The sequence below is a fragment of the Erythrobacter sp. BLCC-B19 genome, assembly GCF_028621955.1.
GTDB lineage: Bacteria > Pseudomonadota > Alphaproteobacteria > Sphingomonadales > Sphingomonadaceae > Erythrobacter.
In genome coordinates this window covers 1,372,239-1,385,396 of the sequence record NZ_CP117516.1, presented here as the reverse complement: position 1 = coordinate 1,385,396, position 13,158 = coordinate 1,372,239, and the positions used below count along the sequence as shown (strand labels likewise).

Here is a 13,158-nt window from a genome sequence, read left to right as displayed (position 1 = left end):
GGAAAGAAGGAGAAGCGGGGTCCCGGGTCAAGCCCGGGAAGGCGGAATAAGCCAGAGGAGTGGCTGGTTATACCGCCTGCTCCCGCGCCACTTCCCGCCAGCCGATGTCGCGGCGGCAGAAGCCTGAGGGGAAGCGGATCGCATTGACCGCGGCATAGGCCTTGGCCTGCGCTTCGGTGACGCTGGCGCCCATCGCGGTGACGGCGAGCACCCGGCCGCCATTCGCCACCAGCGCGCCGTCCGCAAGCGCGGTGCCGGCGTGGAATATCTTGACCGCGCCCGGCTCCACCCCCGCCAAGTCGATCGCGCCACCCTTCACGGGCGTGCCGGGGTAGCCCTTGGCCGCCATCACCACGGTCAGCGCGGTTGCATCGCTGAGGGCGACCTCGGTGCCTTCGAGCGTGCCCGTGGCACAGGCGAGCATCAGCGCCACCAGATCACTCTCAAGGCGCATCATCAGCACCTGACATTCGGGGTCGCCGAAGCGGGCGTTGTATTCAATCAGTTTGGGGCCGTCGGCGGTCAACATCAGCCCGGCAAAGAGCACGCCCTGATAGGGGTTCCCCTCTGCGCGCATGGTGCGCACCGTGGGTGCGATGATCTCGGCCATCACGCGGGCCTGCAATTCGCTCGTCAGCACCGGCGCGGGGGAATAGGCGCCCATCCCGCCGGTGTTGGGGCCGGTGTCGCCGTCGCCCACGCGCTTGTGGTCCTGCGCCGAGCCGAAGGGGACGATCGCGGTGCCGTCGGTGAGCGCGAAGAAGCTCGCTTCCTCGCCTTCCATGAATTCCTCGATCACCACCTGCGCGCCCGCCCCGCCGAAGGCGCCGCCGAACATATCGGCGAGGGTTTCCTCGGCCTCGGCGAGGGTCGCGGCGATCACCACGCCCTTGCCTGCCGCGAGGCCATCGGCCTTGAGCACGTAAGGCGGCTGGAAGCTGGCAAGGGCAGCGCGGGCTTCCTCAAGGCTGCTGGTGCGGACATAGCCTGCGGTGGGGATGCCGGCGCGGGCGCAGAGGTCCTTGGTAAAGCCCTTGGAGCCCTCGAGCTGCGCCGCCGCCTGCGAAGGGCCGAACACCGGCACGCCCGCCGCCCGCAGCGAATCCGACAGCCCGTCGACCAGCGGCGCCTCGGGGCCGACGACCACGAGGCCGATGGTGTGCTCGCGGCAAAAGGCGATCACCGCGCCATGATCGGTCGCGTCGAGCGCCACGCACTCGGCTTCCTCGGCGATACCGGGATTTCCGGGGGCAGCATAGAGCCGGTCGCAGGCAGGGGATTGCGCCAGCTTCCACGCCAGCGCATGTTCGCGGCCCCCAGACCCCAGAAGCAGGATATTCATGGCCCCTCCGCCCAACTCCGAAAGTGATGCCGGGCTGGTAGCGCGCGAACGGCAGGGCGACAACGCCCAGCCGCTGACCATCAGCGAGATTTCCGCGCTGCTGAAGCGCACGGTCGAGGACCGCTTCGGCTTCGTGCGGCTGCGCGGCGAATTGTCGGGGGTGAAGCGCGCGGCATCCGGCCACTTCTACTGCGCCCTGAAGGATGACGGCGCGGTGATCGACGGGGTGATGTGGAAGGGCAACGCGGCCCGCCTCAACTTCCGCGCCGAAGATGGCCTTGAGGTGATCGCCACCGGCAAGCTGACGACCTATCCCGGGCGCTCCAAATACCAGATCGTGATCGATTCCATGGAGCTGGCGGGCGAGGGCGCGCTGCTGGCGCTGCTGGAGAAGACCCGCGCTCGGCTGGCAGCTGAAGGGCTGTTCGACGCGGGCCGCAAGCGTCCCCTGCCCTTCCTGCCGCGTGTGATCGGGGTCGTCACCTCGCCGACCGGCGCGGTGATCCGCGACATTCTCCACCGCCTCGCCGACCGTTTCCCGAGCCACGTGCTGGTCTGGCCGGTGCTGGTGCAAGGACAAGGCGCGGCCGAGCAGGTGGCGGCGGCGGTGCGCGGGTTCTCGGCGCTGGAAGCGGGTGGCCCCATCCCCCGCCCCGACGTGGTGATCGTCGCACGCGGGGGCGGCTCGATCGAGGATCTGTGGAGCTTCAACGAGGAAGTGGTGGTGCGCGCCATCGCCGAATGCTCGATCCCCGTCATCAGCGCCGTAGGGCATGAGACCGACACCACGCTCGCCGATTTCGCCGCCGATCGCCGCGCGCCCACGCCCACCGCTGCCGCCGAAATGGCCGTGCCGGTGCGCGCCGACCTTGCCTTCACCCTCACCGATCTCGCCGCCCGCCAGCGCCGCGCGGTGTATCGTCCGGTCGAGCTGGGACGCGAGCGGCTCGAAGCGCGGGCCCGCTTGCTGCCGCGCCCGGAACATCTCCTCGCCCCGCAGGCCCAGCGGCTCGATGACCTGTCCGACCGCCTGCGCCGCGCGCTGGGTGACCGTTCGGCCAAGGGACGCGAGCGGCTCGCCGGGGTGGGCGCGCGGCTTTCGCCCAGCCTGCTGACCCGCTCGGCGAGCGAGGCGCAGCGGCGGCTTGACCGGGCGCGCCTCAGCGCGGCGTTGATCGAGCGGCCCTTGCGGCACGGGTCTGACCGGCTCGCCGCACTGACGCGGGTGATGAGCCAGCTCCATCCCGAAAAGCCGCTGGAGCGCGGCTACGCCATCATCCGCAATGCCGAGGGACGCGCGTTGACCACCCGCGCCGAGGCAGCAAGCGCGGCGCTGCTGACGGTGCAATTCCGCGACGGCACGCTTGCGGCACATCCGGCTGGCGCCGCGCCCGCCCCGGCCCCGGCCCCGGCCGCGCCGCCAGCTTCGCCTCCGCGCAAACGGCCCGTCGCCCCCTCGCCGCAACAAGATGATTTGTTCAGCTAGCCACTCGGTGCTATCCTTGTGCCCATGTTGATGTCCTCCGCCGACAAGACGGCCAAGCTTTACTACGGCCCCTCGAGCTTCCGCGTCCTGCGCCCGGGCAGCCATGTGCTGTGCGCGGTGACGGGCGAGGCGATCCCGCTTGCCGAGCTGCTCTACTGGAGCGCCGAGCGGCAAGAGGCCTATGCCTCGTGCGAGATCGCGACCCGGCGCCTGCTCGGCCTCGGCTGATCCTCTCTCGAAGCAACCGGTCGCCCGCGATGGCCGCCTAGACCGCCATCGCGGTTGACCATGCTCACGTGAAGCCTCAAGGCCTTGAAAGCATGGTCCGCTGGCTGCTTCTCGCTCTTGTCGTCATCGGGCTGGCCCCCGGCACGTTCCTGCGCACCCCCACGGGCCTTCGCCAGAATGGCGCCGTGGTCACGGTCACGCCGCTGGCGACACGCGAAGGGGTGGCAGGCGAGCTGGCGCTGACCGGGGTGTGGGAACTGACCGCAGCACATGGCTGGTTCGGGGGCTTTTCCGCACTCGTCGCCGCAGGGCGCACAAAGCTGATCGCGGGCAGCGACCGCGGCTGGCTGCTCGACATCGACCTCACCGGCCCTGCCCCGAAGGTCGCCCCCGACAGCTTCCGCTTCATCGCCCTGCGCGCCAGCACCCGCAGCGAGGTGGTCGATCTCGAAGCGCTCGCGCATGATCCGGCGAGCGGCACCTTGTGGGCGGCCTATGAGTATTACAACCGCATCGAACGCCTGTCGCCCGGCGGCGCGCGCGCGCATCGCGAGCCGCCCGAAATGGAGCGCTGGAGCGACAATAGCGGGCCCGAGACGATGGTGCGCCTTGCCGACGGGCGGTTCGTGGTGATCGCCGAGGGCTCCAAGCGCGGCGAGGCGTTGCTGCACCGGGCACTGCTGTTCCCCGGCGACCCGGTGAAACCCGGCGAGGCGGCCCGCTTCCAGTTCCAGTCCTGGCCCGATTACGACCCCGTCGACGCCACCGCGCTGCCCGACGGGCGGGTGCTGATCCTCCTGCGCCGGGTCGAATATGCCTTTCCGGTGCGCTTCGACACCGCCATCGCCATCGCCGATTCGCGCATGATCAAGCCCGGCAGCACATGGCGCGCGCGGATCATCCAACGGCTGCAGGGCGGCATCTTTGCCGACAATTTCGAAGGAATCGCCTTCATCCCCTCAGCCGATGATCCGGCCAAGGGCGCCGTCTGGCTGATCTCGGACGACAATCTCTCAGCCTTCCAGAAGAGCCTGCTGGTGCGGTTCGACTGGAAGGGGTGAGGGAGGCGTGCTTGGTTGGCGGCCACCTGCGGTGACGCAGACCTCCCGCCCCGCCTCCCCACCCGGCCACCATACCGTAATGGTATTCTTGGTGGCCGGGTGGGGAGGCGCGACGGGAAGTCTGCATCGCGCAAAGCGCGATCGGAAAACAAATACGAAAAAGCGCCCGGAAACCCGGACGCTTGTTCGATTCGCTACCAGCCCTCAAGGGGACAGGCGCGGCTTAAGCGGCGGCGTTGGCCTTCACCAGCTCGCGCTTCACCTTCTGCGCGTTGGCCGAAAGCTTGTCGTCGCTGGTCTTGAGCAGCCAGTTGTCGAGCCCACCATTGTGCTCGACCGAGCGCAGACCGTGGGTCGAGACGCGGAACTTGAAGCTGCGCTCCAGCTTTTCGCTCATCAGCGTCACGTTCTGCAGGTTGGGCAGAAACACGCGCTTGGTCTTGTTGTTGGCGTGGCTCACATTGTGGCCGACCTGGCGGCCCTTGCCGGTCAGTTCGCAGATGCGCGACATGATGTGTCTCTTCTCGATAAAGGTCAGGCCCGGGCACGAGGCTGGGCAAGGAAAGCGGCGCGCATAACGGGGCAGACCCGAATCGTCAAGCAAGTTGCGCGCCTGCGCTGACGGGGCTAGCCCGCGGGGGATGAACAGCTGGCCGCTTCCCCCGCCGATGCAAGCCGCGCTCGACGCTGCGCGCGCCGCCGCCGATGCGGGCGAAGTGCCGATTGGCGCGGTGATCGTCAAGGGTGGCGCGATCATCGCACAGGCGCATAACGCGCCCCGCACCGATCACGACCCCACCGCCCATGCCGAAATCATGGCGATTCGCGCCGCGGCCAAGGCGCTGGGGGATGAACGGCTGACCGGGTGCGAGCTTTGGGTGACGCTTGAACCCTGCGCGATGTGTGCAGGGGCCATCGCCCATGCCCGGATCGCGCGGCTCTATTACGCGGCGAGCGATCCCAAGGGCGGCGCGGTGGAACACGGCGCGCGGGTGTTCGACCAACCGCAGTGCCTGCATCGACCCGAGGTCTATTCCGGCATGGGCGAGTCTGAATCCGCCGCGCTTCTCAAAGGGTTTTTCAGCGCTCGGCGTTGAGTGTGCGATGGCGCGGCATGGGCGGCGCAGCACGAGGGTCTGGCATGGGACGCAAAGCGGCATGGGCAATCGGTACGGCACTGGCCGTCATGGTCGCAGGGTGCGGGGGTGAAGACACCAGCGCCCCGCCGCCCACCGGGGGCACGCCAACGCCCTCGCCTTCTCCCACTCCGACCCCCACCCCCACCCCCGCCCCGGTCGGTGTCGTCCAGACCCCCAACATCACCTATGGCAGCGGCGCGGTGGCGGGCGGCACACAGACGCTCCAGCTCGATATCTACCGTCCCGATACACCCTGCACCGCTCCGCGCCCGACGGTGATGTTCGTCCATGGGGGCGGCTTTGTCGGCGGCAGTCGGCGGGGCGGCAATGTCGATACGATCGCGCAGGCGCTGGCGAACCGGGGGATCAACCTCGTCTCGATCTCCTATCGCTTGCAGGGCGACAATCCGGTGATCGGCAGCGAATTCGCGCAGTTCGAACGCGACTTTCAGGCGCTCAACACCACCGAGCCGCCCGCGCGCGTCACCGCTTTCACCGCGGCGGTCGAGGATGCGACGCGCGCGCTGCGCTGGGCCGAGACCAATGCCGCCGCCTGGTGCATCGACCCGCAGCGCTTCGGCCTGTGGGGCAGTTCGGCCGGAGCCTTCACGGTGATGCATTTGGCCTATAGTCTCGACGAATATGCGATTGCCCGGCCCCCGGTGCGGGTCGCGGTCGATTACTGGGGTGGCCATTTCCGCGTCGGCGACATGGAAGCGGGCGAGCCGCCGCTGTTCGTGATGCACGGCACCGCTGACAGCACGGTGCCCTATCTGCGCGCAACCGAGCTGACCAATCAGGCGCAGCGCGCAGGCGTGCCCTTCACGCTCTATTCGATCATCGGCGGCGAGCACGATTTCAACGGCAGCGGATTCTTCGTGCTGACGGTCGACGGGCAATCGATCGCCGACAAGACCGCGAGCTTCATTGATGCCCATGTCCGCACAGGCGGCGTGCCGGTTTACGAGCGGCGCGATATTCCGCGTTAGCCGGCGATCGCGTGTTCGGGCGTGCAGGGCTCCGTTGGCTTCTCGCTGAAGGCCGAGAAGTCATGCGTCTGCCATGGCCGGAAGCGGTCGAGGTAGAACGACCACACCGCGCGCTCCGTGCCCAGCGGCGGCGACTGCGGCCCGCCCTGTGCCACTTCGAGCGCGAGATTGGCGGTATAGCCCGGGCAGGCATCGCTGAAGCGCCGATCCCATGCCAGCTGGCGGGTCGCCTCGACATCCCACGCCGCCATATCCTTGACCAGCGCCAGCCGAGCGCGGCCCTTGGCGCAGGTCGCGACGTAGAGGCAGACCTTCTGCCCCGGCGCCCGCTCGCGCACATACCACTGCGCCGCGGCAACGACGCCTGCCTTGTCGAGCCCCATCCACGAGGCATAGCGCGACCCGTAATCATAGGCGGTGCAGCTGCCGATCAAGAGCAGAAGCACGCTCAGGCAAGCGGCCCCGATGCGCTGTCCGAGGCTCGGCCTTGACGGTCTCGACCTGTCAGCGAAGGTCATCGGAAAGTCTCTCTCAATCGACTGGCGGGACGCCCGGCGGATAGTGGCTGATCTCCACCCTGAGGCCATCGGGATCGGGCACGAACAGCGCGGTGATGCCGGGTTCGAAACGCTGGAGCCTTGCTTCGATCCCCGCCTGGGCAAACTCCGCAGCAAGGGCCTCTACCGCCTCGGCGCTGGGCGCGGAAAATCCGAAATGGTTGAGGCCGGGGGCGTAGCGGCCATAATCGCCCGTCCCTTCCTTTGCCTTCGTGAACTGGATGTGGAGCCCCGACGCATTGGCCCAGATGCCACGCTTCTTTTGCGTGAAGCCGATCCGGGGGAGCAGGAAGCCATAAAAGGCTGCGGCCCTATCGGGATCGCGCGAGAGGATCGTGAGGTGATCGAGAGCGTAGGCCATCAATTGCCACATATTAAGCACAGCGCACGCTACAATCCCCGCCAGATCTGCGCCGGAGCCGTGTCTGCGGCCCCCCAGCGCGAGGGTGTGCAGCGCGCCGGGCGGAAGCGTTTGGAATAGCACAGGCGGATTTCCTCCAGCCAGCCCCGGCCATTCAGCTTCACCCCGATCGCGGCCTCGGGCCATTCCGGATTGGCATCGGCAAAGGCGGCGCGGATGCGGCCTGCCGTGAGGCCGTCTTCGCGGCTGATGCGGTCGTAATCGGGAAAGCGCAGGCCGGAGCGCAGGATGCGGATCACCTTGAGGTAATTCGCCGGGCGCTTGACCATGCAGCTACCATGCTTGGCCCACTGCCGCGCGATCAGCCAGTCAGACGGCATCAGGCACATATTCGCGCGCACATCGGCGGGGGTGAGGGCATTGGGCGCGGCGCACCATTGCGGCCAGCTCTGCCCGCCTTCGGGCCACAGCCCGTGGACGACAAGGCCAAAGCTGCCGCTGCGCCCGCCGCACTGGAAGGCGTGGCTGCGGTCGCTCTGGCGGGACTTGCAGAACTCCGGGCTCCAGCTGAGCGCGAGGGTATAGCCGGTGATCGGCACCACCCGGCGCGGGCCGTCGGGGCTGATCGCGGGCACGCGGGTGACCTGCGGAGCGCGGCACTGATAGGCCTGCGCATGGGCGACACCGGGCAGGGCCAGCGCGAGCGCGGCGAGCGCAAATTTACTCGAACACCGCAGGGCCATCTTCCTCTCCGGGCTGGGGGGTGCGGGCAAACCAGCGGGCGGCCTGCGGGGTCAGGAGGCTCGCCATCGCCACTGCCACCAGCAGCGCCCCTGCGAGCGCGGCAGGATCGAGGAAGGCCAGCCGCAGCGCCCCGAAGCCCAGTACCAGCCAGCGCGCGAAGGGCGCGGCGAAGAGGTATATCCATGCAAGCGGGATCAGCGCGATCGTGAACTCGGCTGACAGCGCCACAATCGTCCAGTCGCGGTTCCAGCCGTCCCACGGCAGATGCAGTGCATAGACCAGCTGGGCGAGCGGCAGATCGCCGAGGCCGCGCACCAGCCGCAGCAGTGCAGCCGAGAGGAAGGCGGCGGCAAACACCCGGATCGCCAGCGGCCTTGGCCCCCGGATCAGCTTCATAGCGGCTTGAAATCCAGCCCGATGTCAGCCGCAGGTGCGCTCTGGGTCAGTCGCCCGACCGAGATGTAATCGACCCCGCTCGCCGCCTTCGCTGCGATGGTCTGGAGGTTGACGCCCCCGCTCGCCTCGGTCGGCACGCGGCCTGCGACGATGCGGACGGCCTCGGCCAGCGTTGCGGGATCCATGTTGTCGAGCAGCAGGTGATGCGCGCCCGCCGCCAGCGCGGGTTCGATCTGGTCGAGGTTGTCGACCTCGCAGATGATCTTCTCGACCCCCGCCTCGCGCGCCCGGCGCACCGCCTCGCCGACGCTGCCTGCGACCGCGACGTGGTTGTCCTTGATCATCGCCGCATCCCACAGCCCCATGCGGTGGTTCTGCGCCCCGCCTTGCCGGGTGGCGTATTTTTCGAGAAACCTGAGGCCGGGGATGGTCTTGCGGGTGTCGAGCAGCGTGCAGGCCGGATTGCCGCCTTCCCCGCGCATGGCGGTGACATAGGCGTGGGTCAGGGTGGCGATGCCGGAGAGGTGCTGGACGATGTTCAAGGCGCTGCGCTCCGCTGTCAGCAGCGCGCGGGCGCGTCCTTCGATCCGCATCAGATCGGTGCCCGCAGGCACCTTGTCGCCATCATGGACGAGGGTTTCGAGGGTGCAATCGGGATCAAGATGGCGGAAGAAGGCTTCGGCCAGCGGCAGGCCTGCGACGACGATCGCATCACGGCTGTCCATCACGCCGGAAAACCGCGCGTCCGCCGGGATCACGCTCTCCGACGTGACATCGCGCCCGCCGCCGGGGAGGCCTTCGCCCAAGTCCTCCGCCAGCGTGGCGTGGATGAATGTGGCGAGGTCGAAGCCGGGGAGGGTGAAGTCAGGCACCAATACATCCTTCGTCATCGCGAGGGCCGGTAGGCCCGCGGCGATCCATGGCCCACGCCCTGTCTGGGAGCATCAGGCCATGGATTGCTTCGTCGCCATGCTCCTCGCAATGACGAGGGGATTGGTCAATGCACGAACCGCGCGACCACATCGCGGTAGCTGCGGCTCACCTTCACCTCGGCGCCGCTTTCCAGCACCAGGAAGCATTCGCCGTTGGTGTGGGGCTTCACTTGCCGCACCAGATCGAGGTTGACGATGGTCGAGCGGTGGACGCGCTGGAACTTGCGCGGATCAAGGCGGCGCTCCAGATCCTTCATCGTCTCGCGCAGCACCAGCGAATTGTCGCCGGTCGAGATGATCATGTAGTCGCCCGCCGCCTCGATATGCTCGATCGTGTCGACTTCGACGCGGAAGATCTGCCCGCGATCCTTGACGTTGATGAGTTTTTCGAAGCGGTCGGCGCTTTCGGTGGTCGGCGCAGCGGTCTCGACGAAGTCAGCCGCACGTTCAGGGGCGATTTCGTTGAGCACGTCGAGCAATTGCCCGGCATCCTCGGCCGATTTCTTCTCGGCGAGGCGCTGGCGCACGCGTTCGATGGTGTCGGCGAGCTTTTGCTCATCCACCGGCTTCATCAGGTAATTGACGGCATTCGCCTCGAAGGCGCGGATCGCGTGTTCTTCGTAAGCGGTGACGAAGACGAACAGCGGGGGTTCGATCTCCATCACGCCCTTGACGACGGAAAAGCCGTCAAAGCCGGGCATCTGGATGTCGAGGAAGACCAGATCGGGCTTCTCGGTCTTGATCTTGCGGATCGCCTCGCGCCCGTTGGCGCAGGTGTCGATGATCTCGACGTCCTCGAACGGCTGAAGCCGCAGTTGCAAGCCCTGAATGGCGAGCTTTTCGTCATCAACAAGGATCGTTCTGATGGTCATAGGGGAGTTCCGATTAGGCGTTGGGGGGGGTTGAGGGGCACGACATTGCCGGCCTGACTCGCCGCCGCGGGGAGGGCGGGCGGTTCAGGGGCGACGGCATCGGCCCGGTTGAACGGGATCTCGATCAGCACGGTAAAGCCGCCCCCAGCTTCCGAACGGGTTTCGAACAGGTGATTGTCGCCATAGGCCTGCGCCAGGCGATTGCGGATATTGGCAAGGCCCACGCCGGTCGACACCGGGCGGCCCGGCACCGGATCACGCGAGGCGAACAGATCATCCACGCCCGGCCCGGTATCCTCGACCGTCAGGCGCAGCCGATCGCCGATCACCCGCGCGGTGAGGGCGATCTGCGCGCCTTCCTCCTGCGGGCTGACGGCATATTTGATCGCGTTCTCGACCAGCGGTTGCAGCAGCATCGCGGGCAATTGCGCCTTGAGCGCCGCATCCTCAATCTCGAACTGGGTGCGCAGGCGTTCTTCGAAGCGCATCCGCTCAATGTCGAGATAGAGCTGCAGCGTCTCGATCTCCTGCTCGAGCGTCACCTGACTGCCCGGCTCGGCGACCAGCGTGTGGCGCAGGAAGCCCGACAGCCGCGTCAGCATCGCATTGGCAGGCTCGGTCTGCTTGAGCAGCACCAGCGTCGAGATCGAATTCAGCGTGTTGAACAGGAAGTGCGGGTTGAGCTGATAGCGCAGCATGGCGAGCTGCGCAGCGGTCGCCTGCGCTTCCAGCCGTTCGAGCCGGTCGGCCTGCTGTTCCACCGTCAGGAAGAAGTTGATCGCGTAATAAAGCGCGCTCCACCCGCCAAGCAGCGTCATGGGCAGATAGAGCAGGCCGATCAGGCGCTGGGCAAAATTGTCACGGCTGCCGCCGGTATAGACCCCCTGCACCCAGGCATCGATCGACGCGTGGAGCACCACCGCAAAGATCAGCACCACGGCTGTCAGCCCCCAGGTCACCAGCGGCTGCTGGCGGATCAGCTGGCGGTAGATCACCGACAGGATCAGGCTGATCGAAAAGCCGGTGATCGTGGTGACGAGGATCAGCGCCAGCACGTCGAGTTCCTGCTTGTTCGCCAGCGCAGAGACCGCGCGCAACAGGAAAGCCGCGCCCCAGCCTGCCAGCTGGAGGTTCCAGAACGCCCGGTTCTTGCTCGCGAAGAACGGCGCCGCCTGGATCTGGAGCACTGCCATAGTGGTCCCGGTCTAACTCATTTCGTCGCAATGGGCACCGTTAATCGGTCGCATTATCTTGGGGCAGGAACGGCTCGGCGCAAGATCGACCGGGCTGCGGGCCGGCACCGCGCCGCAAGGGGCAGCAGTGCCCTAGCGTCCCACGCTGATTTCGCGGCGGAATTGCCGGGCCCAGTCAGCCTGTCCCTCGCTCGTCATCCAGGCTTTGACCGCGGGCAGCTCGGCCGCCATCGCCTCGGCGCGTTCGTCCCACCCTTCGTGGGTGCGGCGCAGCTTGAGGCCGGCGTCATGGGTCGATCCCCAGCGGGTCATGAAGGTGACGGCGGCGGCCGGATCATAGCCCGCATTGGCGAGCAGCCACGGCACCAGCCGGTCAGCCTCACGCTCGATCCGGCGGACATTGCGCGCGCTGCGCCCATTGGCATCGAGCCAGGCATCGTGGCCGAGCACATTATGCGCCAGCTCGTGCGCGACCAGCGCGGCGAAGACCTGTTCTTCGGGGTATTCAAAGGCCGGAAAGCCGATCCCGATCACCACCCGGTTGCCATCGGCCACCGCCTTGCGGCCATCGCCCATCAGTTCGAAGCGGGTGGCGCAGACCTCGACCGGCTGCACCCGCACCGCCGCCCCATCGGCAAAGGTGATGGTGATGCCGCCGTGCTCGGTCAGCATCGCCTCGATATGGTCATGCGCGCGCACCAGCCGCTGCCATTCCATTGCCGCGCCTGCGGGCCATTGGTTGGGGTCGAAGCCTTGCAACTGCGCGATCTCGCGGTTGCGCCGGAACGCGCCCGACAGCGCAGCGGGCGATCCGCGCGCGGCGGTTTCAACCGCAAAGTCCCGCTCCAGACCAAGCGCTGCGCGGGCGATGCCGGGCGCGCCATAACTCGCCATGTCCTGCAATTGCAGACCGATGCTCGGCACGACGCGGGGGCAGAAGGGCGCATTGGCGCGCGCCAACTGCCAGCCCACATCCTGCAAGCGCTGGTCGGCGTCCTGATAGCGCCCGATCGCGGCGCGCTCGGCGGCGTAATCAATGCGCGGCGGGGCCGCAGCCTCCTGCGGGGCAGCCGGCACGGGTGCGGCCAACAGCGCCGCTGCCGCACAGACCAGCCCCCCAGCCCATCGCATCAGCGCGCCGCGCCTGTCTCCGCCAGCGCGGCCTTGAGTTTGTCGTAGCCGACCGCGCCGCCGAGCGGGGTCGTGCCCGCAATCCACGCCGGCGTGCCGGAAAAGCCCAGCTGGCGGGCGAAGTCGAGATTGCGCGCGATCTCGGTCGAGACCACCTCGGATGCCGCATCGCGCGCGGCCTGATCGAGATCGAGCCCCGCTGCCTTGGCCGCCGCATCGACATCGCCCGTGGCAAACATCGCGTCGTGGAAGGCGCGGTACTTGCCCTGCATCCCCGCGGCCAGCGCCATGCGCGAGACCGCGTCCGAACCTTCGAAGATCGGCCATTCGCGGATCACCACCTTGAGATCGGGGTCGTCTTCGATCAGGCGGTTCACGTCCTTGAGGCTCGCCTCGCAATAGGGGCAGTTATAATCGGTGAACTCGACCAGCACCTTGCTGCCTTGCGGGTTGCCGAGCACCACGCCGGGGAAGGGGTCGTAGACCGCCTTGTCGACCTTGGTCAGCCGCTCGGTCGCCTGCTGCTGTTCGTAGGCTTCGGCCATCTGCGGCAGCAGTTCGGGATTGCCGAGCAGGAAGCTGCGGGTGCGATTGTCAGCCAGGCCCGAATAGGACCACACCGCCGCGCCAAGAAAGCCGAACACCAGCGCCATCAGCGCAGTCAGCAGGGTCTGGCCAAAGGTGCGGGGCGGTTCGGTCGACATTGGCGGGTGCTTCTCGCAGAGGG

General features: G+C 67.6%; 16 protein-coding genes. 5 read left to right on the top strand and 11 right to left on the bottom strand.

All coding sequences use genetic code 11. The features are described 5' to 3' along the window. Positions 1–67 precede the first annotated feature (67 nt). Positions 68–1,342: a phosphoribosylamine--glycine ligase gene (purD, locus tag PS060_RS06450; RefSeq protein ID WP_273986296.1), complete on the bottom strand. Its 1,275-nt coding sequence runs from the start codon at positions 1,340–1,342 to the stop codon at positions 68–70. Between purD and xseA the strand changes: the two genes are divergently transcribed. From xseA to PS060_RS06435, 3 genes are all read left to right on the top strand, one after another. Continuing rightward, complete coding sequence (gene xseA, locus PS060_RS06445; protein ID WP_273986295.1) at positions 1,341–2,828, top strand: exodeoxyribonuclease VII large subunit; 1,488 nt, start codon at positions 1,341–1,343, stop codon at positions 2,826–2,828. The two genes, purD and xseA, sit on opposite strands and share 2 nt — an antisense overlap. A 24-nt stretch (positions 2,829–2,852) precedes the next feature. Then, positions 2,853–3,056, top strand: coding sequence for a DUF2093 domain-containing protein (locus PS060_RS06440; protein ID WP_273986294.1), 204 nt, complete (start codon positions 2,853–2,855; stop codon positions 3,054–3,056). A 92-nt stretch (positions 3,057–3,148) separates the two neighbouring features. Continuing rightward, positions 3,149–4,117: an esterase-like activity of phytase family protein gene (locus PS060_RS06435; RefSeq protein WP_273986293.1), complete on the top strand. Its 969-nt coding sequence runs from the start codon at positions 3,149–3,151 to the stop codon at positions 4,115–4,117. Positions 4,118–4,340: 223 nt separating this feature from the next. Here the strand turns inward: PS060_RS06435 and rpmB are convergent, their stop codons facing one another. Further along, positions 4,341–4,628, bottom strand: a complete 288-nt coding sequence (gene rpmB, locus PS060_RS06430; RefSeq protein WP_104941065.1) for a 50S ribosomal protein L28 — start codon at positions 4,626–4,628, stop codon at positions 4,341–4,343. A gap of 130 nt (positions 4,629–4,758) precedes the next feature. On the opposite strand from rpmB, the gene PS060_RS06425 reads away from it, so the two are divergent. Beyond that, positions 4,759–5,214 carry a nucleoside deaminase gene (locus PS060_RS06425; RefSeq protein ID WP_273986292.1) on the top strand — a complete coding sequence of 152 codons (456 nt, stop codon included), beginning with the start codon at positions 4,759–4,761 and terminating at the stop codon, positions 5,212–5,214. Positions 5,215–5,258: 44 nt separating this feature from the next. Next, positions 5,259–6,245 carry an alpha/beta hydrolase gene (locus tag PS060_RS06420; RefSeq protein ID WP_273986291.1) on the top strand — a complete coding sequence of 329 codons (987 nt, stop codon included), beginning with the start codon at positions 5,259–5,261 and terminating at the stop codon, positions 6,243–6,245. Here PS060_RS06420 and PS060_RS06415 read toward each other — a convergent pair. The 9 genes from PS060_RS06415 to PS060_RS06375 all read right to left on the bottom strand — a co-directional run bounded on the left by PS060_RS06415 (position 6,242) and on the right by PS060_RS06375 (position 13,135). Then, entirely contained in the window at positions 6,242–6,691 is a 450-nt protein-coding gene (locus PS060_RS06415) for a hypothetical protein (protein ID WP_273986290.1), read from the bottom strand. The two genes, PS060_RS06420 and PS060_RS06415, sit on opposite strands and share 4 nt — an antisense overlap. An 85-nt stretch (positions 6,692–6,776) precedes the next feature. Continuing rightward, positions 6,777–7,163: a VOC family protein gene (locus PS060_RS06410; protein WP_273986289.1), complete on the bottom strand. Its 387-nt coding sequence runs from the start codon at positions 7,161–7,163 to the stop codon at positions 6,777–6,779. 29 nt (positions 7,164–7,192) lie between these two features. Then, on the bottom strand, positions 7,193–7,906 hold the full coding sequence (locus PS060_RS06405; protein ID WP_273986287.1) for a ribonuclease T2 family protein: 714 nt from the start codon (positions 7,904–7,906) through the stop codon (positions 7,193–7,195). Further along, positions 7,884–8,303 carry a hypothetical protein gene (locus PS060_RS06400; RefSeq protein WP_273986286.1) on the bottom strand — a complete coding sequence of 140 codons (420 nt, stop codon included), beginning with the start codon at positions 8,301–8,303 and terminating at the stop codon, positions 7,884–7,886. Before PS060_RS06400 ends, PS060_RS06405 begins: the two co-directional genes overlap by 23 nt. Then, positions 8,300–9,175: a carboxylating nicotinate-nucleotide diphosphorylase gene (gene nadC / locus PS060_RS06395; RefSeq protein WP_273986285.1), complete on the bottom strand. Its 876-nt coding sequence runs from the start codon at positions 9,173–9,175 to the stop codon at positions 8,300–8,302. Before nadC ends, PS060_RS06400 begins: the two co-directional genes overlap by 4 nt. A gap of 125 nt (positions 9,176–9,300) precedes the next feature. Then, positions 9,301–10,107 (bottom strand): LytR/AlgR family response regulator transcription factor, encoded by an 807-nt coding sequence (locus PS060_RS06390; protein ID WP_273986284.1) that lies wholly within the window; start codon positions 10,105–10,107, stop codon positions 9,301–9,303. Further along, positions 10,104–11,300: a sensor histidine kinase gene (locus tag PS060_RS06385; protein WP_273986283.1), complete on the bottom strand. Its 1,197-nt coding sequence runs from the start codon at positions 11,298–11,300 to the stop codon at positions 10,104–10,106. Before PS060_RS06385 ends, PS060_RS06390 begins: the two co-directional genes overlap by 4 nt. A 132-nt stretch (positions 11,301–11,432) precedes the next feature. Then, positions 11,433–12,431: a hypothetical protein gene (locus tag PS060_RS06380; RefSeq protein WP_273986282.1), complete on the bottom strand. Its 999-nt coding sequence runs from the start codon at positions 12,429–12,431 to the stop codon at positions 11,433–11,435. Further along, positions 12,431–13,135: a DsbA family protein gene (locus PS060_RS06375; RefSeq protein WP_273986281.1), complete on the bottom strand. Its 705-nt coding sequence runs from the start codon at positions 13,133–13,135 to the stop codon at positions 12,431–12,433. The genes PS060_RS06380 and PS060_RS06375 overlap by 1 nt, the downstream gene beginning before the upstream one ends. Positions 13,136–13,158 lie beyond the last annotated feature (23 nt).